At 35.0% G+C, this 26,479-nt stretch carries 29 protein-coding genes and 1 other annotated feature; of the genes, 14 read left to right on the top strand and 15 right to left on the bottom strand.

Features of this window, described 5'->3' with window-relative positions:
* Positions 1 to 56 precede the first annotated feature (56 nt).
* Together AC1Q8M_RS21610 and AC1Q8M_RS21605 are read right to left on the bottom strand one after the other, a co-directional pair.
* Positions 57 to 563 (bottom strand): ferritin, encoded by a 507-nt coding sequence (locus AC1Q8M_RS21610; RefSeq protein WP_000949403.1) that lies wholly within the window; start codon positions 561 to 563, stop codon positions 57 to 59.
* A 53-nt stretch (positions 564 to 616) separates the two neighbouring features.
* A complete protein-coding gene (locus tag AC1Q8M_RS21605) occupies positions 617 to 940 on the bottom strand; it encodes a MazG nucleotide pyrophosphohydrolase domain-containing protein (protein ID WP_000355749.1) in 324 nt (107 codons plus the stop codon).
* A 73-nt stretch (positions 941 to 1,013) separates the two neighbouring features.
* On the opposite strand from AC1Q8M_RS21605, the gene AC1Q8M_RS21600 reads away from it, so the two are divergent.
* The 3 genes from AC1Q8M_RS21600 (at position 1,014) to AC1Q8M_RS21590 (ending at position 2,897) form a co-directional block, all read left to right on the top strand.
* Complete coding sequence (locus AC1Q8M_RS21600; RefSeq protein ID WP_001225756.1) at positions 1,014 to 1,592, top strand: LOG family protein; 579 nt, start codon at positions 1,014 to 1,016, stop codon at positions 1,590 to 1,592.
* 105 nt (positions 1,593 to 1,697) lie between these two features.
* Positions 1,698 to 1,979 carry a hypothetical protein gene (locus AC1Q8M_RS21595; protein ID WP_016513205.1) on the top strand — a complete coding sequence of 94 codons (282 nt, stop codon included), beginning with the start codon at positions 1,698 to 1,700 and terminating at the stop codon, positions 1,977 to 1,979.
* 414 nt (positions 1,980 to 2,393) lie between these two features.
* Positions 2,394 to 2,897 (top strand): DinB family protein, encoded by a 504-nt coding sequence (locus AC1Q8M_RS21590; protein WP_016079796.1) that lies wholly within the window; start codon positions 2,394 to 2,396, stop codon positions 2,895 to 2,897.
* 107 nt (positions 2,898 to 3,004) lie between these two features.
* Here the strand turns inward: AC1Q8M_RS21590 and AC1Q8M_RS21585 are convergent, their stop codons facing one another.
* The 3 genes from AC1Q8M_RS21585 to AC1Q8M_RS21575 form a co-directional block, all read right to left on the bottom strand.
* Positions 3,005 to 3,202: a hypothetical protein gene (locus tag AC1Q8M_RS21585; protein WP_000656311.1), complete on the bottom strand. Its 198-nt coding sequence runs from the start codon at positions 3,200 to 3,202 to the stop codon at positions 3,005 to 3,007.
* 470 nt (positions 3,203 to 3,672) lie between these two features.
* Positions 3,673 to 4,113, bottom strand: coding sequence for a Dps family protein (locus tag AC1Q8M_RS21580; protein WP_001041895.1), 441 nt, complete (start codon positions 4,111 to 4,113; stop codon positions 3,673 to 3,675).
* Positions 4,114 to 4,282: 169 nt separating this feature from the next.
* Positions 4,283 to 5,716 carry an alanine/glycine:cation symporter family protein gene (locus tag AC1Q8M_RS21575; protein WP_492334192.1) on the bottom strand — a complete coding sequence of 478 codons (1,434 nt, stop codon included), beginning with the start codon at positions 5,714 to 5,716 and terminating at the stop codon, positions 4,283 to 4,285.
* Between the two features lie 409 nt (positions 5,717 to 6,125).
* Between AC1Q8M_RS21575 and AC1Q8M_RS21570 the strand changes: the two genes are divergently transcribed.
* The 7 genes from AC1Q8M_RS21570 (at position 6,126) to AC1Q8M_RS21540 (ending at position 12,147) form a co-directional block, all read left to right on the top strand.
* On the top strand, positions 6,126 to 6,620 hold the full coding sequence (locus AC1Q8M_RS21570; RefSeq protein WP_001026075.1) for a cation:proton antiporter regulatory subunit: 495 nt from the start codon (positions 6,126 to 6,128) through the stop codon (positions 6,618 to 6,620).
* 4 nt (positions 6,621 to 6,624) lie between these two features.
* Positions 6,625 to 7,824: a cation:proton antiporter gene (locus tag AC1Q8M_RS21565; RefSeq protein WP_000380223.1), complete on the top strand. Its 1,200-nt coding sequence runs from the start codon at positions 6,625 to 6,627 to the stop codon at positions 7,822 to 7,824.
* Between the two features lie 79 nt (positions 7,825 to 7,903).
* Complete coding sequence (uptA, locus tag AC1Q8M_RS21560) at positions 7,904 to 8,497, top strand: undecaprenyl phosphate transporter UptA (RefSeq protein WP_000900218.1); 594 nt, start codon at positions 7,904 to 7,906, stop codon at positions 8,495 to 8,497.
* A 136-nt stretch (positions 8,498 to 8,633) separates the two neighbouring features.
* Entirely contained in the window at positions 8,634 to 9,068 is a 435-nt protein-coding gene (locus tag AC1Q8M_RS21555; protein WP_000422799.1) for a DUF3920 family protein, read from the top strand.
* A gap of 111 nt (positions 9,069 to 9,179) precedes the next feature.
* Positions 9,180 to 9,590, top strand: a complete 411-nt coding sequence (locus tag AC1Q8M_RS21550; RefSeq protein WP_098361545.1) for a MarR family winged helix-turn-helix transcriptional regulator — start codon at positions 9,180 to 9,182, stop codon at positions 9,588 to 9,590.
* Positions 9,591 to 9,641: 51 nt separating this feature from the next.
* A complete protein-coding gene (locus AC1Q8M_RS21545; RefSeq protein WP_017657013.1) occupies positions 9,642 to 10,340 on the top strand; it encodes a pirin family protein in 699 nt (232 codons plus the stop codon).
* A gap of 157 nt (positions 10,341 to 10,497) precedes the next feature.
* Positions 10,498 to 12,147, top strand: a complete 1,650-nt coding sequence (locus AC1Q8M_RS21540; protein WP_033685825.1) for a M4 family metallopeptidase — start codon at positions 10,498 to 10,500, stop codon at positions 12,145 to 12,147.
* Between the two features lie 50 nt (positions 12,148 to 12,197).
* Here the strand turns inward: AC1Q8M_RS21540 and AC1Q8M_RS21535 are convergent, their stop codons facing one another.
* The 4 genes from AC1Q8M_RS21535 to AC1Q8M_RS21520 form a co-directional block, all read right to left on the bottom strand.
* On the bottom strand, positions 12,198 to 12,515 hold the full coding sequence (locus AC1Q8M_RS21535; RefSeq protein ID WP_000076418.1) for a metal-sulfur cluster assembly factor: 318 nt from the start codon (positions 12,513 to 12,515) through the stop codon (positions 12,198 to 12,200).
* A gap of 100 nt (positions 12,516 to 12,615) precedes the next feature.
* Positions 12,616 to 14,307, bottom strand: coding sequence for a methyl-accepting chemotaxis protein (locus tag AC1Q8M_RS21530; protein WP_097924567.1), 1,692 nt, complete (start codon positions 14,305 to 14,307; stop codon positions 12,616 to 12,618).
* Between the two features lie 212 nt (positions 14,308 to 14,519).
* Positions 14,520 to 16,214: a methyl-accepting chemotaxis protein gene (locus AC1Q8M_RS21525; RefSeq protein ID WP_098361544.1), complete on the bottom strand. Its 1,695-nt coding sequence runs from the start codon at positions 16,212 to 16,214 to the stop codon at positions 14,520 to 14,522.
* A gap of 414 nt (positions 16,215 to 16,628) precedes the next feature.
* Positions 16,629 to 17,447, bottom strand: a complete 819-nt coding sequence (locus AC1Q8M_RS21520) for a class I SAM-dependent methyltransferase (protein ID WP_098361543.1) — start codon at positions 17,445 to 17,447, stop codon at positions 16,629 to 16,631.
* Positions 17,448 to 17,561: 114 nt separating this feature from the next.
* Positions 17,562 to 17,832: a binding site (T-box leader), on the top strand.
* 50 nt (positions 17,833 to 17,882) lie between these two features.
* On the opposite strand from AC1Q8M_RS21520, the gene metG reads away from it, so the two are divergent.
* On the top strand, positions 17,883 to 19,517 hold the full coding sequence (gene metG / locus AC1Q8M_RS21515) for a methionine--tRNA ligase (RefSeq protein ID WP_098855486.1): 1,635 nt from the start codon (positions 17,883 to 17,885) through the stop codon (positions 19,515 to 19,517).
* A 41-nt stretch (positions 19,518 to 19,558) separates the two neighbouring features.
* Here the strand turns inward: metG and AC1Q8M_RS21510 are convergent, their stop codons facing one another.
* The 6 genes from AC1Q8M_RS21510 to AC1Q8M_RS21485 form a co-directional block, all read right to left on the bottom strand.
* Positions 19,559 to 19,813: a hypothetical protein gene (locus AC1Q8M_RS21510; RefSeq protein WP_098855487.1), complete on the bottom strand. Its 255-nt coding sequence runs from the start codon at positions 19,811 to 19,813 to the stop codon at positions 19,559 to 19,561.
* A 67-nt stretch (positions 19,814 to 19,880) separates the two neighbouring features.
* Positions 19,881 to 20,783 carry an EamA family transporter gene (locus AC1Q8M_RS21505; RefSeq protein ID WP_000357148.1) on the bottom strand — a complete coding sequence of 301 codons (903 nt, stop codon included), beginning with the start codon at positions 20,781 to 20,783 and terminating at the stop codon, positions 19,881 to 19,883.
* 141 nt (positions 20,784 to 20,924) lie between these two features.
* Entirely contained in the window at positions 20,925 to 22,367 is a 1,443-nt protein-coding gene (locus AC1Q8M_RS21500; protein WP_000201961.1) for a sensor histidine kinase, read from the bottom strand.
* Positions 22,345 to 23,010 carry a response regulator transcription factor gene (locus AC1Q8M_RS21495; protein ID WP_000148834.1) on the bottom strand — a complete coding sequence of 222 codons (666 nt, stop codon included), beginning with the start codon at positions 23,008 to 23,010 and terminating at the stop codon, positions 22,345 to 22,347. Before AC1Q8M_RS21495 ends, AC1Q8M_RS21500 begins: the two co-directional genes overlap by 23 nt.
* Positions 23,011 to 23,374: 364 nt before the next feature.
* Positions 23,375 to 23,836, bottom strand: a complete 462-nt coding sequence (locus tag AC1Q8M_RS21490) for a L,D-transpeptidase (protein ID WP_000735058.1) — start codon at positions 23,834 to 23,836, stop codon at positions 23,375 to 23,377.
* A gap of 30 nt (positions 23,837 to 23,866) precedes the next feature.
* Positions 23,867 to 24,310: a DUF3978 family protein gene (locus AC1Q8M_RS21485; protein ID WP_000388762.1), complete on the bottom strand. Its 444-nt coding sequence runs from the start codon at positions 24,308 to 24,310 to the stop codon at positions 23,867 to 23,869.
* Between the two features lie 401 nt (positions 24,311 to 24,711).
* On the opposite strand from AC1Q8M_RS21485, the gene AC1Q8M_RS21480 reads away from it, so the two are divergent.
* The 3 genes from AC1Q8M_RS21480 (at position 24,712) to AC1Q8M_RS21470 (ending at position 26,474) form a co-directional block, all read left to right on the top strand.
* Entirely contained in the window at positions 24,712 to 25,326 is a 615-nt protein-coding gene (locus AC1Q8M_RS21480; RefSeq protein WP_000454754.1) for a DedA family protein, read from the top strand.
* Positions 25,327 to 25,555: 229 nt separating this feature from the next.
* The gene (locus AC1Q8M_RS21475; protein WP_000776173.1) at positions 25,556 to 25,777 is read left to right on the top strand and encodes a helix-turn-helix transcriptional regulator; all 222 of its coding nucleotides are present in this window, start codon (positions 25,556 to 25,558) and stop codon (positions 25,775 to 25,777) included.
* Positions 25,767 to 26,474: a DUF3169 family protein gene (locus AC1Q8M_RS21470; protein WP_000837722.1), complete on the top strand. Its 708-nt coding sequence runs from the start codon at positions 25,767 to 25,769 to the stop codon at positions 26,472 to 26,474. Before AC1Q8M_RS21475 ends, AC1Q8M_RS21470 begins: the two co-directional genes overlap by 11 nt.
* Positions 26,475 to 26,479: the final 5 nt, after the last annotated feature.

Raw genomic sequence — 26,479 nt, 5'->3', positions numbered from 1 at the left:
AGATAGAGAGCAAACAAAAAAATCACCTTAATACATGTATTAAGGTGATTGAAATATTACTCAGCTGGAGGCGTAAATGTACGTTTCTCTAATTCAGCATCTAGCATAAACAGTGCGTTTGAATCGCTTGTAATACGTTTTAGTTTTTGGATGATGCTATCGAATGAAGCTTCTTCTTCAACTTGTTCGTCAACGAACCATTTTAAGAATGTAATTGTTGCATGTTCACGCTCATCCCAAGCGATATCAGATAAGTTGTAAATACGTTTCGTTACTTCACGCTCGTGCTCAAGTGCGACTTCAAAAGCGTTTAATACAGATTCGTATTCGTTATTCGGATTATCAAATCCAGTAATAATAGCGCGCTCTCCGCGGTCATTAATATAGTTGTAAAGCTTCATTGCGTGGAAACGTTCTTCTTCAGCTTGTACAAGGAAAAAGTTAGCGAATCCATCATAGCTCTCAGCTGTACAGTAAGCAGCCATTGCCATATAAGCATGGGCAGAGTAAAATTCAAAGTTCATTTGTTCATTTAATGCGTCGTGCAATTTTTTTGATAACATAAAATCCCCCTTAGTATTGTGACAAGAATATTATACCATAATTGATAATATTCTCATTTAGATACTTCGAACCTTTTCGAAAGCTTTGTGACGTGTGCGTCCATAATGTCTTGTAAGTCTAAATCATATTTTTGCGAAAGAATAATAAGGTTAGATAGTACATCGCCAAGTTCTTCTTTTAGTTCTTGTTTTAGCTCTTCTTCTGTTTTCGCATCTTCATCAGGGCGATCGCGGCCGATTTCAATAGCACGAACGACTCGTGAAACTTCCCCAACTTCCTCGGTTAAGAAATTTAAGCGAATAAAGGCATTATACTGTGACCAGCTTCGTTTTTCGTAAAATTCCTCAACCCATCTTTGGAATGCAACGATATCCATTTCTTCCTCATCTCCTCAATATGTTGTACAATGTCAATTGTATCATAACAATATATAGTTTCGGGGTGTAGGAATGAGAAAGATTTGTGTGTTTGCAGGTTCTAATTTAGGGGAGAGACCAGAATTCAAAGAGCAGGCAATTCAGTTAGGTAAAATGTTTGTTGAGAACGAGTATGAGCTCGTATACGGTGGTTCGTGCGTTGGATTAATGGGAGAAGTAGCAAACGAAGTTCTTCGTTTAGGTGGACGTGTAACAGGTGTTATGCCACGCGGTCTATTCCGAGGAGAAATTGTGCATACAGGATTAACAGAATTAATTGAAGTAGAGACGATGCATGAACGTAAAGCGAAAATGGCAGAGCTTGCAGATGCTTTTATTGCGCTTCCAGGCGGATACGGAACGTTTGAAGAACTATTTGAAGTTGTATGTTGGTCACAAATTGGTATACACAATAAGCCGGTTGGTTTATTAAACATAAAAGGTTTTTACGGACCAATTCTGCAAATGGTTGAACGTGCAGCAGAAGAAGGATTTATGAATCCATCAAATAAAGAATTGATCGTTTCAGCTGAGACGGCAGATAAACTAATTCATGCAATCCAAAATTATGAGCGTCCTGTTTTGGGAACGAAGTGGAAGCAACTATCATAGCAAATACGGAAACACATGTCGTTTTAATTTAAGATGGCATGTGTTTTTAATTTGGTTAAATATGTTAATGTTGAGATGTGATGTTTTTTGGAAAAGGAGAAATTGATGGAGGAGTTTGTGTATTTACGTCCTGTTTTTAAAAGTATTTTAGCAGCGTCTATTCTTGTTATGCTAATCGTTTCAATACAGAAGAAAGAGCTAATTAATGAATTTTCGCTTTGGTTTATTTCGATATTGTGTATCGGTGTTTCGGCGATAACACTCTTTATGATTGGCTTTATTGTTGATGAGTATAATTTGGCTGGAGATCCACAATCGTTTTGTATGTTTATTGCGATTGGTTGTATTAGTGGCCTGAATTTCATTATTTATTACAGAAGGCAATAAAAGAGGCATTCCATATTACTTTGGAATGCCTTTATCATTTTGATTGCTTTGTTTTTTATAGATGTCTTTGGAAACACATGAAAGTTTATTTTAAAAAAGCATGTGTTTTTAATTTGGTTCAATATATTGATAGTGAGATGTGGAAGCGTTTGAAGAGGGGAAGTAGATGGAGGGATGTTTTGATGAATTAAAAAAGAACATCTGAATAAAGGGTGAGTAAGGAATTATTGAGTGATATATAATTGTTCCGTTAAAGGATCAGATTGTGGAAGATACCTAATGTTTTTATGTAGTTAGTAGAGGTTTTTTTAATCGAAATGAGAATAAATTTTATAGATGTAATCCTTTGGAAATTTTTAATCAGCTATGTATCATAATCTAATCATTAAAATGAAAATTGGAGGAGAGATGAGCATGGGGCGTTCTGTATTAAAAATGTATAACTACCACTTATGGGCAAATGAAGTTATTTTAAATCGTTTAAAAGAACTACCGCAAGACATTTTCCATAAGGAAGTTAAGAGTGGTTTTTCTTCGGTTGCAAAAGTAATGTCTCACATATACCTCACAGATTTAGCCTGGTTTGAGATTATTTCTGGTAAAAGCATGAGTGATGCAATGGTACACACAGACCAATTGAGAGAGCAGCTGGAAACAAAAAATATTGAGGAAATGAAAACTAGTTTTTATGAATTATCTAAACGATATAAAGTACTTTTAAGTAGTCAACAAGATTATGAAAAAGTGGTTGAGGTTGATAATCCATATGCTGGGCACCTAGATACGACGGTTTCTGAAACAATACTACACGTCGTCACCCACGGAGCATATCACCGTGGGAATATAGCCACAATGTTGCGGCAAATGGGTTATACCTCTGTTATGCAAGATTTTGGACTGTTTCTATATTCAAAATGAATTCTTTTTATTTACCATAGAATATGGGTTTTTATGATATTTTTTGGGGACTGCTTTTATTATTGGTTTAAGTTTAATTATGTAATATAGAATAAAGGCATTCCATATTATTTCGGAATGCCTTTATTGTTATTTTTATTTTGTTTTTTATACAGGTACCAGCCACCCCAGCCGCCACCAATTGCTACGACAACGAGGAAAGCATAGTCTTTAACCTCGACACGTATATTGAAAATATTAGCTATAAGTAAGAGAATCCCAACTGTTATCAACGCAAAAAATGCTCTAATTAAGTAGTCTTTCAACTAAACCACTCCCGTCATTTAAGTAGTAAATGATGAATTTGGAAAAGCTTTTTGGATCTATGATACTAAAGGGTGTTTCCTATATTTTAACATAGATGAGATTGTAATATATTGATAAAAGTAGGGGAGAGGGGCGCTGATATTGTCTTGATTTGTCGGCAAATTGATATCCTTTGTCGAATCGTTGATATATTGCGGGTAATGATTGATATAATGAAAAAATCGTTGATATATTGCGAGTTATGATCGATATATTTGAAAAATCGTTGATATAATTTCGTGTACCGTTAAGTGCGACCATTACATAAAAAAGCGACTCTAAACGAGCCGCTTCCGCTTTTAATGATATCCAGCTCCAGCGGCTAGAACAGTCGGTTGTTTCACTCCTTCATTCGAGGCAAAAAGCGCCTCGTAATCAGGGGTTCCAACACCCTCCTGTTCTAAACGAGCCGCTTCCGCTTTAAAGTCTATTATTGATTCAAGAACGCACGTAGCATCCAAGCGTGTTTTTCTAGTTCTGTGTAGATACCTAGTAGTAGGTCAGATGTCATTTCATCGTCAGAATCTTGAGCGATTTCCATGCCTTTTTTCAGTTCGACTAGCATCATTTCGTAGTCTTTCATGATTGCTTCGACCATCCCTTCTGCAGTTTCTCCGTATGCTGCTTCTTGAATAGAAGATAGTTCTAAGTATTCTTTCATTGTTGCTACTGGTTTGCCGCCAATTGCTAAAATACGTTCTGCAATTTCATCGATGTGAGTAGCTGATTCTGTGTAAAGTTCTTCGAATTTCTCGTGTAATGTGAAGAATTGAGGTCCTTTTACATACCAATGGAAGTTGTGAAGTTTTGTGAATAAAACGCTCCAGTCTGCTACTTGTTTGTTTAATACTTCGATTACTTGTTTGTTCATTATGATCAATCTCCTTTTGAGTTGTTATGTGATATCAATTACTAATTTATAATTATTATAATCTAGTAATGTCTATAAATCAACCCTTTTGCTGGAATTAATTTGAACAAATTATGAACTGTTATAAATAAAAGGCCCTATTACGGTGAAGTAATAGGGCCTTTGTTTATTAAACAGCCTTTTGTTTTTCTTCTACATCCTGTCCATCCCAGCACTCTGTATTCTTTAAGCCAGGGATAGAGTTTGCAATGAAGACAGGATCTTTGCCTTGTTTCTTTTGCTTCAAATAGTCTACTAATGCAGCGTAAGCAAATTTGCTAAGGAATGAGATGGCAATTAAGTTTGTGAATACCATTAGTCCCATGAATAAATCAGCTAAACTCCAAACTGTTTTAAGAGCAGCGATTGATCCGAAGAATACCATTCCGACAACTGCAACACGATAAATCATTAACCATGTTTTGCTTTCTTTAATGAATGCGATATTTGTTTCACCATAATAGTAGTTTCCTAGAAGTGAACTGAAAGCGAATAGGAAAATAATAATCGCTAAGAAAGTGCTTGCCCACGGTCCAATTTGTGAACTTAATGCGTTTTGTGTTAATTCGATGCCTTCTAAATTTGATCCTTTGTAAAGTCCAGAACATAATACGATAAATGCTGTTGATGTACATACTAAGAATGTATCTACGAAAACGCCTAACGCTTGAACAAGTCCTTGTTTTACAGGGTGAGATACATCAGATGTTGCGGCTGCATTAGGAGAACTACCCATTCCTGCTTCTGTAGCGAATAAACCGCGCTGAATACCGAACTTGATTGCTGCTCCAATACCACCAGCAATGGCTTGATCTAATCCGAATGCACCATTAAATATTTCCATGAAAATGCTTGGTAACATATTGAAGTTTTTTATAACAACAAAAACAGCCACACCGATATAAACGATTGCCATTGGAGGAACAATCATTTCGGTAATACGTGAAATACTTTTAATACCACCAAAAATAATGACTGCAACTAATACAGCTAATAGAGCTCCTACGATTGTTCGCTCTAGTCCAAAAGCATTTTCAAACGCTATTGTTACTGTATTCGCTTGCACTGAATTGAAAATTAATCCGTACGCAACTGTAATAAGAAGTGAAAACCAGACGCCCATCCAGCGTTTGTTTAACCCTTTTTCCATGTAATATGCTGGTCCACCACGGAACTTACTTCCATCTTTTACTTTATAAATTTGCGCAAGTGTACATTCTACGAAACTAGTAGCTGCTCCGATAATCGCGATAAACCACATCCAAAATATTGCGCCAGGTCCACCCATTGAAATTGCTAATGCTACGCCAGCTAAGTTTCCGATACCGATACGTGCTGCTGCACTTAAGCAAAATGCTTGGAATGGAGAGATGCTATCTTTCTTTTTTTCTTTTCGATTAAAGCCTTTACTAATTAAGCTGACCATCTCACTGAAATGAGTAATTTGGACAAATTTTAATTTAAAAGAGAAGTAAAGACCGAAGCCGATTAGCATTGCAATAAGAATATATGACCATAAAATATTATTCGTTACCTCAAGGAATCTGCTAAAGATATCAACCATATAATACACTTCCTTTTTTTCGTAATAAGAAAATTATATGCAAAAAATATACGAGAATCAATTTTTCTAAAAAATCATGTTACTTAAGTAATTTTTGTGTTATGATTATGTTACATCGTAATATTTTTAGAATTATTTACATTTTAAAAAACTAAATTTAAAGCGGGAAAGTGGGGATAATTTGAAAGAAGATTCTTTATTGAAAGTAAGCCTTGAGAGTTTGAAAATGAGAAGTAATATATTTTTTATCATTACATCTTTAAGTATCTTTTTAGGGTCCACTTATTATTACAATAAAAGATTTCCAAATCACAAATATCCTGAGTGGTTAGAATTTCTAAAGCTGATTGGATGAATAAAAGACAGAAAAACAGAAAATTAAAATAAATAAGTTATGGAGGAGCTAAAAATGAATATTAGAGAAAGTGAACTTCCGGGTATTGGTTATAAGTTTCAAATCGTTACAAAAGGTAATGAAAAGATGGTAATTGTCATTCATGATGATGGTCGTAGAGAAATGTATCATTTTGATTCAGACCATGAAGAAAGCATCTCAAGTATTTCACTACGTGACTCAGAGGCAAGACAAATCGCGGCAATATTAGGTGGAATGGTATATAAGCCTAGGGCGTTAGAAAATGTTGAGATGGTTTTTGAAGGTTTAGCGATTGAGTGGTTCAAAGTGGAGAATACAGCTCCAGCAATCGGAAAAACAATTGGCGATCTTGAAATAAGAAAAACATATAGCGTAACGATAATCGCAGTTATGAAGAAGAACATGAAGAAGCTATTTAATCCAGGACCAGAAACAGTAATTGAAGAAGGAGATATGCTTGTAGTTTCAGGTGAGAGAGAAGAAATTAAAAAAATCATTAATGAATTACTTTCAAATAGGGGGGACTGATTAGATGGATACGTTAATTTTTGAAGTTGGTACAGCTTTAGTTTTAGTGGCAATTGCAGCAGTAATTGCTGGAAAGTTTAAATTCTCAGTAATTCCTTTTCTAATCGTTCTTGGAATGTTAGTAGGACCGCATGCACCGACAATAGGTGTTATCGATCTCAAATTTATTGAAAGTGCAAGTGTAATTTCCTTCCTTGGACGGATTGGGGTTCTATTCCTTCTATTCTATCTAGGATTAGAATTTTCAATGAAAAAACTAATTAAATCTGGACGCTCTATTGCGATTGGTGGAACGATTTATATTTTAATTAACTTTTCACTTGGTTTGTTATACGGATTTATAATGGGATTCCCATTACTAGAAATCTTAATTATTGCGGGTATTATTACGATTTCTTCTAGCGCTATCGTTGCTAAAGTGTTAGTGGACTTAAGAAGAACTGGTAATAATGAAACCGAATTAATTTTAGGAATTATTATGTTTGAAGATATATTCCTTGCTGTATATTTATCAGTTGTTTCTGGTTTAGTACTAGGGGATCACGCTTCCTTCTTAGGTGCCCTTACTTCAATTGGAATTGCTTTAGGATATATGCTTCTATTCTTTATAGTAGCTAGAAAGGCTACGCCGTTATTAAATAAATTGCTCAATATTAGCTCAGATGAAATCTTTATTATTGTAGTATTTGCTTCGTTATTCTTCATTGCTGGTTTTTCAGAAACAATTCACGTTGCAGAAGCAATTGGAGCACTTCTACTGGGGTTAGTTTTCTCTGAGACAGAGCATAGTGACCGAATTGAACATCTTGTTGTTCCATTTAGAGACTTTTTCGGAGCTATTTTCTTCTTCAGCTTCGGGTTAAGTATTGATCCATTCTCATTAGGCGGAGCGATATGGTTAACGTTAGGTGCTGTCCTTCTTACGATAATCGGTAACTTTGTAGCAGGGATGATTGCAGGAAGACAAGCTGGATTATCTCATAAAGCATCAACAAATATCGGATTAACAATCGTTTCAAGAGGAGAGTTCTCCATCATTATGGCTAATATCGGTATCGCCGGTGGTTTAATGTCAGTACTGAAACCATTCTCAGCACTATACGTGCTTATACTATCCATTTTAGGCCCACTTTTGACAAAAGAGTCGAAGAATGTATATAAATTCTTAAATAAAATCTTTAAGTGGGATACGAAGACTAACTAAATTTAAAAAAATAAAAGTACAAGATATTTCCTGCTTGTACTTTTATTTTTGTAATGAAAACAGTAAAGAGAGGTAAATGATGTTAGGAGAGTTGATTCATTCGGTTTTAGTTTTTTTAGAAGGACTTGGTTATTGGGGAATTATGCTTGGATTAATGCTAGAGGTTATTCCAAGTGAAATCGTATTGTCTTATGCAGGTTATTTAGTATCAACAGGAAGCATTACATTTTGGGGCGCTGTCGCGTTCGGTACAATTGGTGGTGTAATTGCACAACTATTCATTTATTGGATTGGTCGATATGGGGGAAGACCTGTTCTTGAGCGATATGGAAAATATATTTTAATTCAGAAGAAACATATTGATTATGCTGAAGATTGGTTTAATCGTTATGGAACTGGCGTTATCTTTACCGCACGTTTTATTCCGGTTGTGCGTCATGCTATTTCGATACCAGCGGGTATTGCGAAAATGTCACATGCTAAGTTTATTACGCTAACTACATTAGCTGTTATTCCGTGGTCCATTGTGTTTGTATATTTAGGTTTTAAATTAGGAACAGAGTGGGAAAGTATTAATAAAGTTGCGGGGCCATATGTGAAATACTTTGCACTTGCTGCTATTGTTTGTGCAATTAGTTATTTTGTATTAAAAAAAATGATGAAAAAAAAGTGATTACAGAAAAGGAATCTATGTCGACGTAGATTCTTTTTTATTGGCATTTTTTCAAGGATGAAAGAATACGTTTAATATTTACCATATTGTGGCATACATATAGAAAAAGGGTGCTTGGAAAGGGGAATAAAGAGAAATGGAACTCCAGTTTCAAAATGTATATCAACAGGTAGAGAATTGGTATGTGTTGGATTCGGAGCTTCCTTGGGATGTCAAAAAGTTGAGAGAGGATTTGTTTTCTCTTATTGAAGTATGTAAAACGCCCGTTATTTTTTGTGATACGTGTGATGCAAACGATGTGCTTCTATCATTAGGAGAAGAGGAAGAAGAGTTCCTATTCCCAGTAGGTGGTTTTTATCATAAAGAAAAGCAATTAATTTTCGTTTGTATATGGGAAGAGTATGAGCAAGTTCTCAAAACGCTACTGCATGAATTCCGCCATGCGATGCAGCATAAGAGAGATATATTGTATGTGGGAAGTGAACGGTACGAAGAGCGGTGGATTGAAAAAGATGCGAGGAAGTTCGCGGAGAGGAAATTGGATGAATATAAGAGTAGAAAGTTAATGTAAAGCATAGTGGAGAAATAGTGCTGTGCTTTCTTTGTACTTATTAAAAATAAGTATTTGACTTTTATAAAGTTTAGTTCTAAACTAATGGTATGAAACGAGCGAGGTGATGAAATGAAAACAGAAGATAGACTAGGGCTACTATTATGGTTTCGTTTATCACGTTTTTATAATAAGAGTATTCGTGAGACGAATCAGCATTTGAAGAAATGGAATGTATCTGCCGCCCAGTTTGATGTGTTAGCTCAAGTTGGAGAACATGATCGTTTAACGCAGCAAGAACTTGGAAATAAGCTATTTGTTACGAAAGGAAATGTAACGCAGCTTTTAAATAAAATGGAGCAGCTTGAATGGATTTCGCGTGAACAAGAGAGTACTACGAAATATATTTCTTTAACAGAAAAGGGAAGAGCTTTATATGAGGAAATCGTCCCACCTCAAGAAACGTTCCAAGCAGAGAAGTTTCATAATTTAAATATAGAGGAACAAAAGCAATTATTAACACTACTAAAAAAGTTACAGTAAGAAAAAATTTTAAAATAAATCTCGAATTCGAGATAGTATGAGGTGAAGGATATGTTTAGAAAAGTTGATCATAAAAATATGGGCAGAGCAAATCATGGCTGGTTAAATACACATTTTCATTTTTCTTTTGCCAATTACTATAATCCAAATAACATGAACTTCGGAGCGTTACGTGTTATTAATGATGATCTAGTAGCGGCACAAACTGGTTTTGATATGCATCCGCACCGTGATATGGAGATTATTTCTTACGTTGTAGATGGTGCTTTAACACATGAAGACAGCATGGGAAATCGCGGAACGATTGAGCGTGGACATGTTCAATATATGAGTGCTGGCACGGGTGTATTTCATAGCGAGCATAATTTAGGCGATGAAACGCTGCGTTTATTACAAATTTGGATTTTACCAGACCGTGCGGATCATAAACCAAACTATGGTGAGTTTAAATTTGATTGGAGCAAGCGCGAAAATGAATGGTTTCATATGGTATCTTCAGTAGAAGGAAATGCACCAATTCAAATTCACCAAGATGCGAATTTATACTCCTTATCATTAGAGGCTGGAAAAGAAATTCATTTTCCAGTGAAAGAAGGCCGTCAATTGTACCTTGTACAAATTGAAGGAAGCAGTGTAATCAATGGTGAAAATCTTGTTATGCGTGATGCAGCAGAAGCGGTAGAAGAAGATATTCACATTCAAGCGAAAGAGCAATCACACTATTTAGCAATTGAATTGAAAAAACAATAAAATGCGTAAAAAAAAGAGGACATCCGATAGGATGTCCTCTTTTTTTGATTGGAATTGTCTGAAAAATGTTTCTCAATTTTTTGGTAGAGGTATCGGTTGTAAAAATCAGAATTGTATAAAAGTGTCAAAAATCTTTATGGGAATGGGGAATGTTATAGTGAAAAAGCAAGTCATTTCATCAGCATTAGCGTTAACTGTTATCGCCGGGGGATTTGGAGCGTTTGGGGCAACGACAACGAAAGCGGAAGAACAAAAAATTCAATATCATCAAGAATTTAAAACACCTGCATACATAGGTGAAGAATGGAAAGCACCGGAAGGGCTAGATAAAAAAGAGACGGTCTTTCAATACTTAGAGAGTAAGAAAGATATGTTTAAATTAGCAGGAAATATTGAAAAGCATTTTAATATCGTTGGGGAAGAAAAAGACGCTGAATCTGATACGACACATGTAAAGCTAGTTGAGAAACATAATAACATTCCTGTGTACGGTTCTGATCAAACTGTTACACTTGATAAAGAGAATAATGTAAAAGCATTCTTCGGACAAGTTATTCCGAATTTAGATGATAAAAATATTCCTGCAGCTGCAAGCATTACTGCGGAACAAGCAGAAACAATTGCTAAGGCAGATATTGAGAAAGAAATTGGTAAAGTAAAGAGTTATGACGGTGTGAAAAAAGATTTATTTGTATATGAAAAGGACGGTAATTACTACCTTGCATACTTAGTTAAGGCATCGATTTCAAAACCAGCTCCAGGATATTGGCATTATTTTGTTGATGCAACGAATGGAAATGTTATTGAGAAATATAACGCTGTAGATAACATTACTGGATTTGGTTACGGAGTATTAGGTGCTAGACAATCATTTGAAATTGCTCAAGATACGAAAACAGGACAATTCAACTTGTTTGATGGTAAACGAGGACAAGGTGTTCATACATTTGATGCAGAAAATATGGACGAGAACTGGTTTAATTTATTCTCACAATGGCTTGGATATACAGGAGAAGAAGTTGAAAGTAAATCTAAGTTCTTCGAAGATAAAGCTGCAGTTGATGCGCATGTAAATGCAGGAAAAGTATATGATTACTACAAAAAGACATTTAATCGTAACTCTTTCGATGATAAAGGTGCGAAGCTTATTTCTACTGTTCACGTAGGTACAGCCTGGAATAACGCAGCTTGGAATGGTGTGCAAATGATGTATGGTGATGGCGATGGAAAAACATTCATTCCATTATCTGCTGGACTTGATGTTATCGGTCACGAATTAACGCATGCTGTAACTGAACATACAGCAAACCTTGTTTACAAAAATGAGTCAGGGGCGTTAAATGAATCGTTATCTGACATTATGGGTGTTATGGTTGAGAAGAAAAGCTGGGATTTAGGTGCTGACATTTATACACCTGATAAACCAGGCGATGCACTTCGTTCACTAAAAGATCCAGCATCTATTCCAAACCCATTAAAACCAAGTGAAGGTTACCCAGATCACTATAGTAAACGTTATACTGGAACAGCTGATAATGGCGGCGTTCACATTAACAGTAGTATTAATAATAAAGCTGCTTATTTAGTATCTGAAGGCGGAGATCATTACGGTGTGAAAGTAACTGGAGTGGGCCGTGAAGCGACAGAAAAAATTTACTACCGTGCGCTTACGAAATATTTAACTGCAAACTCTGACTTCAAAATGATGCGTCAAGCTGCACTTCAGTCAGCTGAAGATTTATATGGTAAAAACTCTAAAGCTGTACAAGCTGTAACGAAAGCTTATGATGCAGTAGGCGTAAAATAATAAGAGAAAAAAACCTGACTAGAGTGTCAGGTTTTTTTTTCTTTATCCCGCTAGTCGCGAATGCCTAATGCGATTTTCGCCATACGTGACATACGTTCTTTCGACCACGGTGGATTCCAAACGACATTTACTTCTATTTCATTAACTTCAGGTACGTTCGTTGATAATACTTTTTTAACGTCTGATACGATTTGCCCAGCCATTGGACAACCGATAGAAGTCATAGTCATCGTAATGACAGCATTATTATTTTCATCTGCTGTAACATCATACACTAATCCAAGATTAACGATATCAACACCTAGTTCAGGGTCAATAACAGCTTCTAAATTGGCAAATAATTTATTTTCAAATGCTTCTTGTGACATAAGCAGCCCCTCCTACAATTTAATGATATCGATTCTCATTATAACGGAAATGAGCTCAAAAAAATATCCCTCTTTGAAAGGGGGATATTTTTTTGAAAATCTATTCTGTTTTAAAATGAGATACGAGTTGATCTAACTCTTCAACTGTTTGTTTCATTTTTCCAGCAGTTACTGCCATTTCATTCATAACGATAACTTTTTTTTCAGCAGATTGTGCCGTTGCGGCAGTTTCGCTGGATACTTCAGTCGAGATAGAAGCGATGTTATTAAGTGAAGCGTTCATTTCTTCAGCACTTGCAGCCATCTCTTCAGCAGTTGCTGATATATCTTGCATTTGAGTAGATACTTTATTTACTTGTTCTACAATTGTTGAGAAAGAAGTACCAGCTTCACGAATAACATTAATGCCTTCAAATGCTTCAGAACGGCCTTGAGACATCATAGAGCTAGCAGTTTCTGTATCATTTTGAATTTGATGTAGTAATTGATTAATGTCTGTTGCAGCTGTTTTAGATTGTTCAGCAAGTTTTCGAACTTCGTCAGCTACGACAGCAAATCCTTTTCCTTGCTCGCCAGCACGAGCTGCCTCAATAGAAGCATTTAAAGCAAGTAAGTTTGTTTGCTCAGCAATATTAGAAATAGATTGTACAGCAGTATCAATATATTTCGTATGAGTGATTAGACGTTCAACCACTTCTGACGTAGCATTTACAGCTTCGTGTATCGTTGTCATTTGTGAAACAGATTTTTGGATAACGGTACTTCCATCGCTAGCATGTTCAGATGTGGCAACAGCAAGTTCCGCTACAGATGAAGCAGATTCAGCAATACGCTGAACACTTACTGCCATATCGTCCATTGCAGTTGAACTTTCTTCCATACTAGAAGTTTGTGATTGAATACTTGCATTTAAGTTAGACATCGAGCTTTGGACTCTTACTGTCGCCTCACGTGATGTATTCGTTTTTTCTAGCATATTTTCAGAAGCAGTTTGTACTTCCACTGATGTTTTTTGAACACGATTAATGATATGTTGTAGGTTTTCTAACATTTTATTAAATGATTTTGCGATAGCACCGATTTCATCGTTGCTATTTACTTGTAGACGTGCCGTTAAGTCACCTTCTTGAGAGGCTAATTCTTTTAGCTTCGTGTCAATTTGTTGAATTGGTTTCACAAGTTTACCAGAGAACCACCATGCAAGAATAATTGCAGCGACAATACAAATAACAAGTGATAAGAAAATAACATATTCGATTAAGAGTGCAGATTGGTCAATTTTTTCAATAGATTGTTCACGTAATTTAGCTTGTTCATTGCTGTAATTTGTGAAGTCACCAATTACTTTATAGACAGTTCCGTTCTCTGAAGAAGCTACTTGTAAAGCTTCTTCCCATTTTTGTTCTTTTGCAAGAGTGAATACTTTTTCCTCAACGAACTTTCTCCAAGTAGACCCTAATTCCATTGTGCTTTTTACGGACGAAGAAGCATTTGGATTAGAAAGAAGTTTATCTTTTGAATCCTCAAGACGTTTACTCATTTCATTAAACTTGTCTAATTCGGCTTGATCATGTTGTAGTAAATAACCTCTTAAAGCAGAGAGCTGTACTTGATAAGCGTCTCCACGCTCTTTTAATTCTGTTGCCAGTGGAGAAATTTCTTTTTGTAATGTTTCAGCTTTACGAGATTGGTCAATAGCAAAAAATAAAATAAATGCTAAGGCGATACCGAATAAAGCGCAAATCGTTCCCATCATGAACATAAGTTTTTTTCTGATACTTACAAAATTCATATGATAAAAAGCCTCCTTTTGAAATCTTAGTATTAGAATTAATAAATGTAAAAAATTGAAAGAAAGCTTTACTCCAGTTGGAATAAAGCTTTCTTATTTCCTTTAGGAATTATAGCAGACGGAATGAGAGATAGAAAGAGATATTTTAAAGTGAAAAAAGAGAGACTGTAAAACTTGCTTTCCTATACCTTTGAGTTCGTGTCATTTTCACTTTAAGCGTTTGTTTTGAAATGAGAAACGAGAACTTCAAGTTCTTGTACGATTGTTTTCATTTCAGATGATTTGTTAGCCACGATACTCATTTTGTTTACTTGATCACCAGCCGAATGTGCTGTTTGTGATGTTTCTGCAGCAACTTCGTTTGAAATAGAAGCGATATTATTTAAAGCTGCATTCATTTCTTCAGAGCTTGCAGCCATCTCTTCAGCAGTTGCAGACATTTCTTGCATCTGCGTAGAGACTTTGTTAATGTGGTTAACAATTTCTGAGAATGAAGATCCGGCGGTACGAATAACCGTAATTCCTTCAGAAGCTTCTGCTTGGCCTTGTGTCATCATGTCATTTGCTATTTTTGTATCGGCTTGAATTTGATGCAGTAAATGGTTAATGTCAGTTGCGGCTAGTTGAGATTGTTCAGCAAGTTTTCTAACTTCATCGGCAACAACAGCGAATCCTTTGCCGTGTTCACCAGCACGAGCTGCTTCAATAGAAGCATTTAAAGCGAGTAAATTTGTTTGCTCGGCGATATTCGAAATAGATTGAAGTGCAGTATCGATATGATTTGTATGTGTAATGAGTCGCTCAACAACTTGTGATGTAGCGTTAACGGCTTCGTTAATTGTATGCATTTGTGTAATAGATTTCTCAATGACTTTATTCCCATTATCTGCTTTTTCTGAAGTTGTGACAGCTAAACTAGTAACAGAAGAGGCGGACTCAGCGATACGCTGAACACTCGTTGCCATGTCATCCATTGCGGTTGAACTTTCTTCAATGCTAGAAACTTGTGAACGAATATTGTGTTCAAGAGCATTCATAGTTTCTTGGGCCCTTGCGGTATTTTCCATAGAAGCGGTTGTTTCAATAAATACATTTTCGGAAGCTTCTTTTACACTTGTTGATGTTTGTTGAACTTGTTTTATTATATGCTGTAAGTTAGCGAGCATTTGATTAAAGGAATTTGCAATGTCACCAATTTCATCTTTACTCGTTACGTGTAATCTAGCCGTTAAATCTCCATCTTGAGAAGCTAATTCTTTTAACTTCTCATCAATTTGTCGAATTGGTTTAACGAGTTTACCAGAGAACCACCATGCTAATAAAATAGACGTTAATGTACATGTAATGAGTGAGAAGAAAATGATATATTGAATAAGTGATGAAGAAGACTCGACATCAGCAATTAATGCGTCACGTTTCTCATTTTCTTCATTTGTATATTTATTAAAACGACCTAAAAGATCATTTACATAATCTGTTTGTGCTAAAGCAATTCTAGATGCTTCGTCCCATTTTCCTTCACGCGCAAGAGGGAGTACCTCATTATCTATGACGCTACGCCATTTTCCTCCCATTAAAATGGCTTCTTTCATTCCTTCTGGGAGCTTTTTGTCACTTGTTACTTTCTCTCTAGTATCAGCTAATTTTTTCCCTTCTCGGTTGAACTTATCTAATCCTTTTTGATCATGTGATAGCAAATATTCTTGTAAACCAGCAACTTGTCCTTGGAACCAATCGCCACGTTCTTTTAAAATCGTCGCTCTTTTCGATACATCATTTTTTAACGTTTCGATTTCACTTGCTTGATTCATGGCGAATGAAAGAATAACAATAAGAGCAATGCTAAATAAAGAAGAAATGCTTAAGAGTGTGAACAGTAGTTTTTTTCGAATACTAACATATTTCATCGTTACCCCTACCCTCATTTAAACTGTTTATTATGATTTATTGATATTTAAAACGAAATTAATAAAAACATTATTATGAAGTTATTAATCTGTTCAATAAAAATTATAGCAGATAATGGAAGAAGTCAGATTGGTATTAGAAAAAGTTCTTAAAATGTATACATTTGCATATCATAAAATTCATAAATAAATATTAGAAATGCTATTGAAATTTGAAATGACATCATGTATACTTCTAATTAGTTGATAACGATTATCAGTATCAACTAAAAACATTACTCTTCGTTATGTTGGTCATACCCCTTTTTGACGACGTAAGTCAGAGACGAAATGTTGAAATATCTTGTGTCCTATTCTACAGAATTATGGTAATCTCCAACCTCAACTTATATGCGTGAGCATGCAAAAAGGATCCTATCCGTGAAGGGATCCTTTTTTGCATGCTGTCGCAATTATTGTATATAGACCAGGGATACGTTCTTCGATTCCTTCTGGTGCAGTAGAAGGGAAGACCCATCTTTGATGAGATCCATGTTCTTCAACTAGTTTTTCAATTTTAAAACGTTCTTCCGCAAGTGTTGTAATAATTTCTCCTAGCGTCCAGCGACGGATGGTTGTTTTAGGTAGCGATTCTTTCTGTGCTTCTGTAAGAAGGATCCTATAAGCAACATCATCTTCAATTAATTCTTCATCGAAATAATTTCCACTTGCTCGAAATGATGGATGGTCAACTCCTAATAGCTTTGTGTATATTGGATGGTAATCGCGAAGGATAAGTATCCCACCTGGCTTTAGTAGTTGAGAAATTTTTTTGAAAAGTGGTTTTAAATCTAGAAAGTAATGAAGTACACCAAGCTCCAGTAATACGATATCAAATGATTTGGAGAGATTTACATCTAGTACATCAGAAACGATGTAATGAATAGAGACGTCTGCGGCGGCAGCAAGTTCATTTGCATATTTTGCATTACTTGCTGAAATATCAACAACTGTTACGTCAGAGCCTAAAAGGGCGAGAGCAATAGCTTTATTTCCTTTTGAGCCGAGTAAATTAATAATACGTTTTCCTTTTGGAGATTGTATGTAAGGTAAATAATGTGCTACTTCGCGTGTGGGATTTTCCATAATTTTTTTCGCATAAACCTCCGGCGCCCCATGGCGATTCGTCCAAGCTTCATAGGCAGCTGTATTCCAGCTTTTTTCATTTATAGTGCTTAGTTGTTTTTGGTTCAATGTTATCACTCCTTTTGTGAACGTATAGGTATTCGGCGGGAGGATGGGATTTCCTTTTCGTTCTGGATAAAAGTTTGATTTTTCTGTGATTAAGTCGTAAAATACTTGTTATACGTAAAAGCGTTGAAAAGGAAAAGTAGGATGAACACATTCTTTCCAGAGAGCTTCGGTAGCTGAGAAGAAGCAAGAATATTCATTTGAACAATGGCCTTTGAGCTTCGTCCTGAACTTATCAAATGATAATAGTAGGCGGCGACGAGAGTTGGTACTCGTTATCAAAACCACAGTATAAGAGCATAGAGCTCCGTACTTGTTAAGGCTAATTATGTGAGTGATTGGCGAAATAAGGTGGTACCGCGACTGTTTATACAGCCCCGCCCTTATCTTTTTTAAGATAGGGGCGGGGCTTTTTATATTTTAAAGGAGGAATATAAGATGAGTATTTTTATTGGAGGCGCTTGGCCGTATGCAAATGGTTCGTTACACCTTGGCCATATTGCGAGTTTATTACCTGGAGATATTTTAGCGCGTTATTACAGGGCAAAAGGTGAGAATGTGCTGTATGTTTCAGGGAGTGACTGCAATGGAACACCGATTGCAATTAGAGCAAAACAAGAAGGTGTGACAGCAAAAGAAATTGCTAATAAGTATCATGAAGAATTTCAGCGATGTTTTCGTGATCTCGGTTTTACGTATGATTGCTATACACGTACCGATAGCGAGCATCATCATGAAACTGTTCAAAAAGTTTTTTTACGTTTATTAGAAGAAGGCTATATTTATAAAAAAACAGTGGAACAAGCGTATTGTGAAACGTGTACGCAGTTTTTACCGGATCGTTATGTAGAAGGAATATGTCCATATTGCCATGAAGCAGCAAGAGGAGATCAATGCGATGCTTGTTCTGCTATTTTAGATCCTCTTGATTTGTTAGAAAAGAAATGTAAGTTATGTGGTAGTACGCCATCTGTAGAGGAAACAGAGCATTTCTATTTTACATTGCATACATTTCAGGAGCAAATTAAAAAAGTTGTAGAAATCGCAAAAGAAAAAGGAACATGGCGTGATAATGCAATTCAATTAACGGAAAGATATGTAAAGGAAGGATTACAAGATAGGGCTGTATCAAGAGATTTACCAATCGGGGTATCAATTCCAGTGAAAGGGTATGAAGATAAAAAAATTTACGTATGGATTGAAGCAGTGGCAGGATATTATTCAGCGAGTAAACATTGGGCTGAAGAAACAGGAAAAGATGATCAAGAGTTTTGGAATAGCGATGTGCAAACATATTATGTACACGGCAAGGATAATATTCCATTTCACTCCGTCATTTGGCCAGCGGTATTACTTGGAATAGGGGAAGAAGCAATCCCGCGTCATATCGTTTCGAATGAATATTTAACAGTTGAAAAAAGAAAATTATCTACAAGTAAAAACTGGGCAGTATGGGTGCCTGACATATTAGAACGCTATGATCCAGATTCTATCCGTTACTTCTTAACAGTAAATGCACCAGAAAATCGTGACACTGATTTTTCATGGCGTGAATTTATTTACAGTCATAATAGTGAATTGTTAGGAGCATATGGAAACTTCGTGAACCGCACATTAAAGTTTATTGAAAAATATTATGATGGCACTGTACCAAAGGGGACTATTGATATAGAGCTGAAAGATAAAGTAGAAGGATTATATAAAAATGTAGGAGAGGCGATTGAGCAAACTAAATTTAAGGTGGCGTTAGAGACAATATTTGATGCAGTACGTTTTGCAAATAAATATTTTGATGAAAAGCAGCCTTGGAAACAAAGAGAAGATGATCCAGTTTCGTGTGAAGAAACGATTTATAACTGTGTGTATCTTATCGCTAATTTTGCAAATCTCCTTGAACCGTTTTTACCATTTTCAAGTGAAAGAGTTAGAAGCACATTGTCGATTATTAAACGAAATTGGGAACCGCAAAATACGTTGCCAAGTAGAATTGATAGCGTGCAGCCACTATTTGAGCGAATCGATGTAAAACAAATTGAGCATGAGGTAGGGAAGCTATATGGAGCGGTAAAGTGAAATATAGAAAAAGACCTTTCAAGTAAATGAAAGGTCTTTTGTTATGCAGTATGATTCTCTTTCTTATCTTTCAAAAAGAAAAGTACGGCAAGGATTACAAGAATAATAGCTGCAATATCATACGTTATTTTAAATGTAGTATTAAAGTTTAAGTACTCTACGAAAGGAGTTTTCAATGCTCCTGCATATATACAAACGGGAATGAGAAGTAAATCGTAAAATTTCTTTTCTTTCATATATCTTATTAGGAAGAAGATACACATAATAGCAAAAAATATGATGCTTAAAATAGTCATTTATACCTCCAGATAAATTTACTTATTTTAATTGCAGTTATATCTTTTATATAAATTCTATATTTTTTCAAGCGCTATGCACGCGATTGTGTTTCCTTTCTTTCCTAGCCGTAAGCAGCTGAGGAGTGAAAATCCCAACCAATATAAAAATAATACCAATCCACTGCATGAATGTTACGACTTCATGTACAAGTGTAATAGAAGCGATAATAGCAGTTGGTAATTCAGCTGCACCTAATATTGTACCGAGTCCTGTTCCAACCTTTGGTACACCGATTGAAAAACAAATGACAGGTACAACAACGCCGAATAATCCGAGGAAGAAAGCATATTTCCATAGACCGGCTTGGAGGGCACCATCTGTTAAAAAGGTTGGTGGGAAGAATAGACATACGATAAGAGTCGCACTTGTTGTCATGAGAAAGCTTTTCGTATAAGGGGGAACATCTGTAGCAACGCGTCCGCTTGCAAAAACATAGAATGAAAAAGAGACTGCAGCTAATAGTCCAAAGATAATCCCTTTCGTAGAAAAACTTTGTCCGAGGCCTTCAAATACACCACCTGCAAACAATGTACCAGCAAATAAAATAAGGATAGATATGATCTTATCGCGGCTTGGAAAGGTTCGATTTGCAATCGCTTCGATAATGACACCAATCCAAGTGAACTGAAAGAGTAGGACGACAGCGATAGATGCGGGTAGTTCTTCTACAGAAATAGCGTAGAAAATCCCAGTCATACTCATTGTTGTTCCGACGGTTAGTAATGAAAAGAATTGTTTTTTTGTTACTTTATGACGTGAAAAGAAAAGAACGAGTAGAAATAGTCCAATCCATCCGAAGACATATTGTCCCCCTAATAGTTGATGTGCTGAAAATCCATTTATGAATCCAAGTTTGAAAATAGTTGAAAGTATGCCGTAGCTGCAAGCACCGAATAAAACGAGCAATGAATATTTAAACTTATCCATAAAAAATCCTCCTTTTAAGTAATAAAAAACGCCCGCTATCCAAATAAGGATAACGGGCGAACGAAACAGAGTAAGACACTCTACAAAATTCCGCCACTCACACATGAAGTATGAGTTTGGGGTATGTAATTATAGTGAATGTTACATTGCTTTTGGGAATACAATGGAGCATTTTACACCTTGAGCTGTGTTTTGTATCCCGTAAGGAAACTGATGTTTATCTAATATTTGTTTCACGATATATAATCCAAGACCACTACCTTGTACTAAACCGTGTTTATCAGGGTTTGCGCGATAGAAAGGCTCAAATAAATGAGCAAGTTTATCTTCATCAATTTGTGAACCTGTATTCAATACTTCTAATGCGTAACCGTTTGGTTTTTCATAAAGCTTTATATATACGTGCTGATGGTCAATTGTATAATGAATTGCATTTGAAATAATGTTAAAAATAGCAGTTTGAATAAATTTAGGATCAGCTAAAATTTGTACGTCGTGTTTAATATTAGATTGTACATTTAATTGTTTTACAGATACAAAGTAATCTACTTTCTTTATAACATCCTCAATAATATTAGATAAAGAAATGACTTCTAAATTCGGTTTAAATTGAGGGTTTTGTATTTTGGATAATTCCGACATTTTTTCCGTTAATATGTTAATGTCTTGCATCATCTCGTAGGAACGTTTCAAATACTTATCTCTATCTTTATAAGCTCCAATTCCGTGAATCATGCCATCTAGTTGTCCCATAACGGCTGCGATGGGTGTTTTTAATTCATGGGATACCATAGACATAAATTCTTTACGAGATTGTTCTAATTGTTGTTCCTTCTTGAGCTCATTTCTTAAATCTTGATTGCTTTCATGTAAATTCTTCACAATATTTGGTACTTGTGAAGCGGCTACTGACAAATTAAAATCTGTTTGATCTGTATTTTTGTTAAGTAGCTTTTTATCTGAGAAATCAAGATTCATAATATCTTTTAAAGCATCGCTCATATATTGAAAAGGTTTAGCAATTAGTTTTGCGTACATTAAAGATCCGAGTAGAGATAATGCAAGCATTGTCGCGCCAACCTGTGGAGCTAACTGCTGCAACGCATCTGCTAACTTTGGATTATCATTTGTATCATTTGTTTTACTTGCTGCATTTTGTGTATGTAAGGCATCATTATTAGCGGCTTTCTTTTCTGCTTCTGTAAGCTGATTAGAAGTGCTATTTTTCCCCGAAAGGTTTTGTGTATGTTCTTTTGCTTTTGCAGTTTGGCTAGGCTGCAAAAGGTGATTGATAGCTGCAGAAAGAGATTTATAATCTACAATAGAAGATTGGAAATTAGAAATGTTCCCTTCTGACACAGCTTTATTTTGATTCGTTTTACTTTGATCGTTTTGCTTATCTGAATCCGCCTGTTCTGTAGTCGGCGTTCCATTTTCTTTCGCAAAACGTTCTTTATCGTAGTTTGAAGCTAGAAAGTAAATAATTTGATAAAGACAAAGTGATAAAAGAATACAAAATAATAAGGTTTTGATGAAAATATTTTTGGTGATGTTGTCTTTACTACGATTCGATTTTGTAGCCAATACCTTTCACCGTTTTAATATAAGTAATTCCTAATTTTTTTCTTAAGTTTTTAATATGTGTATCTATAACTCTTACATCACCATAATGTTCATAGCCCCATACCTTATTCAACAAATCACTTCTTGATAATACTTTTCCTCGATTTTGCAGTAAAGTATAAATAATTTCAAATTCTTTTGTTGTCAATTCAATTTGATTACCATGAACATAAGCTGCATATGCTGTAGAGTTTAACATCAATTCATGGAATTGTAGTATAGTTGCAGCTTCTGCTTCCTTCGTTGCTGCCCTTCTTAATACAGCCTCTACACGCTTAATAAATACAGTGTAATGGAACGGTTTCGTAATATAGTCATCAATACCTAACTCAAATCCTTTAATTTCACTTTCTTCATTATGTAAGCCTGTTAACATAATGATTGGTACATCAGATTGTCCTCGCATAATTTTACAAATACTATAGCCATCTATATCTGGTAACATTACATCGAGGAGGACAAGATCATATGAATTTTTTTGGAAAAGAAGAATACCTTCTGTTCCAGCACCAACTACATCAACGGTAAAGTTTTGTGCCATTAGAAATTCACGAATAAGTTCTTGTATATCTGGGTTGTCTTCAATCACCAGTATATGCGTCATAGTAACACCTCCTAAATAACGCTTTTTACTGCAATATTCGAATTCATCATTTTTCGAGTGACTCAGATTGTTTATACATATAATAAGCCCCCGCTATAAAATAATCATGAAGGTAGCAAGGGGAATAGTTTAGTGTTACTGAATAGTTCAGAATTACAGTAGTTCTATTATAGTATGTATTATAAAATTTATAAAACATTATAACTGTATAATTTTAATATCTACGTTTATCAATGTTTAGATATTAGCTAATCAAATCTATTCCTATTATATATGTAAATACAGTTGTTTTGCTACTGTAAATGAATAAATAAAATAAGCCAAGACATAAAATTCTTGGCTACACATAAATCTTGTTTTTAGGCTATTTGACAGTGACAGTAGCTTGCTGCTGAACGCGCTCAAATAACCAGTGTATATCATTATTATACATACGAATACAACCAAGTGTTGTCCATTTGCCGATTGCTTGATTATTGTTAGTTCCGTGAATCGCATAAGTTGTTCCGTAAGTTCCTGCCATATTTAATCCAAGCCAACGGTCACCAAGTGGATTACGTGGATCCCCGCCTTTAATTTTGCCTGTATAATAAGGGCGGTTTTTAATTTTATTTACGATTTGAAAAGTACCTTTAGGTGTAGGCGTTGCAGCTTTTCCAGTAGCGACAGTAAAACTTTTTATAAATTTTCCATCCTGATAATAATCCATTTTATTTAACTGAGTGTCTACAATTAATTGATCTTTCGTTGTAGCGGCCTCTGCGCTAGCGAATGGAAGAGTTAAAAATCCTAATGATAATAGTGCGCTTAATAATAATTTTTTCATTGTTATTCTCCTTTTACTATCGTAATAGTCTTACATACAATGAAGTTGTAATCCTCGTAATGCTTTATTTACATTTTCATCTAATGTTTCAAAGAATGTAGTGATTTTGCTGTTGTGTTTGTTGTTTTTATCAATAAGTAATCTTTCGTTCAATAAAAGCTCACCACGTAGTCCAAAACTTTGAACTTGAATATTTAGCTCATCTTCATTTTCAGAAATAATTGGTAAGAAATAGTGAAAAGCTTTCGTTGGAATGATGTAGCTTTTGCCAATCATGCTTTCTTGGTTTGAGTTAGTCCATTTTTTCGTGACAATTTTAATATTCTTTTTTGAAACGATAAAAGATAGTGTTGTAGATTTTGTTAAACTTACGTCAAATTCACTTGTTTCACATATGTGTAAATTAAAAACGGTTTCATTTTGATGAGATTCAACATTTGTATTAATAAAATCGTGCATTTTATATGCTTCCATTTCGTATTCACCCTTTTTTCAATTTCGAAAAACGACTTATATTTATTCAAATTAATGCTTAGTCATATATTAGTTAAATTTTTCAACAAATTCCGATATAATCTTACAATACGTATATGAAGCTAATATGAAGTTAGCATGAGTTTGTGGTGGTTTTTTATTGAGAACAAAATAAGAAAGGTTTTTCAGTGTTAAAAAATGGATAAAATTTGCATATTATTAATGCGTCTTTTTGTTATCTCGACTTGAAAAATGCTTTTAGCTACTTAATAAAGAACGGAAATCATTAGTGTGACCCTTACAAAAATGTAATAAAAATGTAAGCTATTGTGATAGTTATTTCGACAATTTTTTTATACAATAATAGTAAGAAGTTGTACGTGATTGAAAGGAGAGATGACATGGAATGGATTCATGAATTATTTCAGCAATACGGGTACTATGTTGTACTTGTAGGTTTGCTGTTAGAATATATTGCACTTCCGTTTCCGGGAGAGCCAACGTTAGCATATGCGGGATTTTTAGCACATAAGGGTGATTTAAGTTTACCGATTTTAATTATTCTATCCTTTATTGGGACAAGTGTAGGAATGACGATTCAATACTTTTTAGGAAATAAATTAGGTATGCCTTTCATTCAAAAGTATGGGAAATACGTATTTTTAACACAAAGAAAAATTGACTTAACGAGAATGTGGTTTGATAAGTATGGGTACTTCTTAATTTTTATTGGTTTCTTTATTCCTGGTGTACGTCATTTCACAGGATACTTTGCAGGAATTATTAATTTACCATTCCGTCGTTTTGCCATTACAATTTATTCAGGCGCTCTATTTTGGGTATCATTCTTCTTAATCGGTGGTTACTGGTTAGGTGGAAATTTACATGATATCTTTGGAGTGCTAGAAGGTCATATCGGTAAAATCATTTTTGGAGTTATTGTGATTGTAGCGGTTACGTTAGGTATTCGTTTCCGTAAGCAGTTAAAACGAGTATTACTACAAAACGCAAGCTAATATGAAATCCATTCTATGTCAGAATTTAGGAAGGCAGTGCAAAAGCACTGCTTTTTTATTTTATTGTTAAGACTATGTTTAATGCACATTTTACATTCTTTATAGGAATTTGATACAGGATAAGAAATAAGTATCTTGTCAATTATTATAGTCGTAATGACAATTATAATTGACAAAAATAAGGGTATTATTTACAATTTTAATTAAATAAATGAAAAAGAGGGAAGACATGAAGCTTCAAAATCGAGTGAGGGAATTGCGAGCAAAGCATCGTTTATCACAAGGGGATTTAGGAAAAGTGATTGGATCATCACGGCAAACGATTAGTTTAATTGAACGTGGGGATTATGCACCATCTATTGTATTGTCTTTAAAAATCGCACAAATTTTCAATGTACCAGTGGAGGAAATATTTACGTTAGTAGAGGGGGAAGAGGACGATGAAGAGTAAGCGAAAAAAACAATTTGATTCTGTGGGGAAAATAGCAGTAAGTATGATGGGTGGCTTTTTAACGTCTTATATAGCTTTAAATTTACTCTCGGATGAACCGAGAAAATTATCATCTAATACATTTATAGGTATATGTACTATTTTTGGAATCTTAATGATGTACTATACTTGGAAGAATACACGTATGTTAGCAGAGGCACGCGATGAAGAAGAGAGCGTACAAGGCAGAAAATTAGGCATTATAAGTATATATTTACGTGTAGGTGATATAGTTACGCAGGCATGGTTTGTATATGCAGTTATTACATGTAGACGTGCACTGTTGCAGGATACAAATGTTTCATTTGCGGTGTGGAATTTAGTAGTTTCTATTCTTTGTTTAACTACTGTAGTAATTATCGGACTCATAACAAAAAATCGTTATAACAAGCTATATCCTGAACAAGGTGTAACGTATATGGAATCTATGAAAATGTGGACGAAAAATGCAGATGAAGGATTAAAGCACATTGTGCATGAGGCTGGATATAAAGCGTATGAATTTACGAATACAATATTGGCATATGTATGGTGGGCTGCCGTTATATATACAGCTGCTAGTGATATCGATTTTGTGTTAATTGGTTTAATCTCATTTATTTGGATATTGCATCTCGGGAAGTTCATGTACGAAATGCAGAGAAAAATGATTTATTAAGGGGA

The organism is Bacillus sp. GW823-FHT06A10 (genome assembly GCF_058795375.1).
This window is presented reverse-complemented; position numbering and strand designations above follow the sequence as displayed.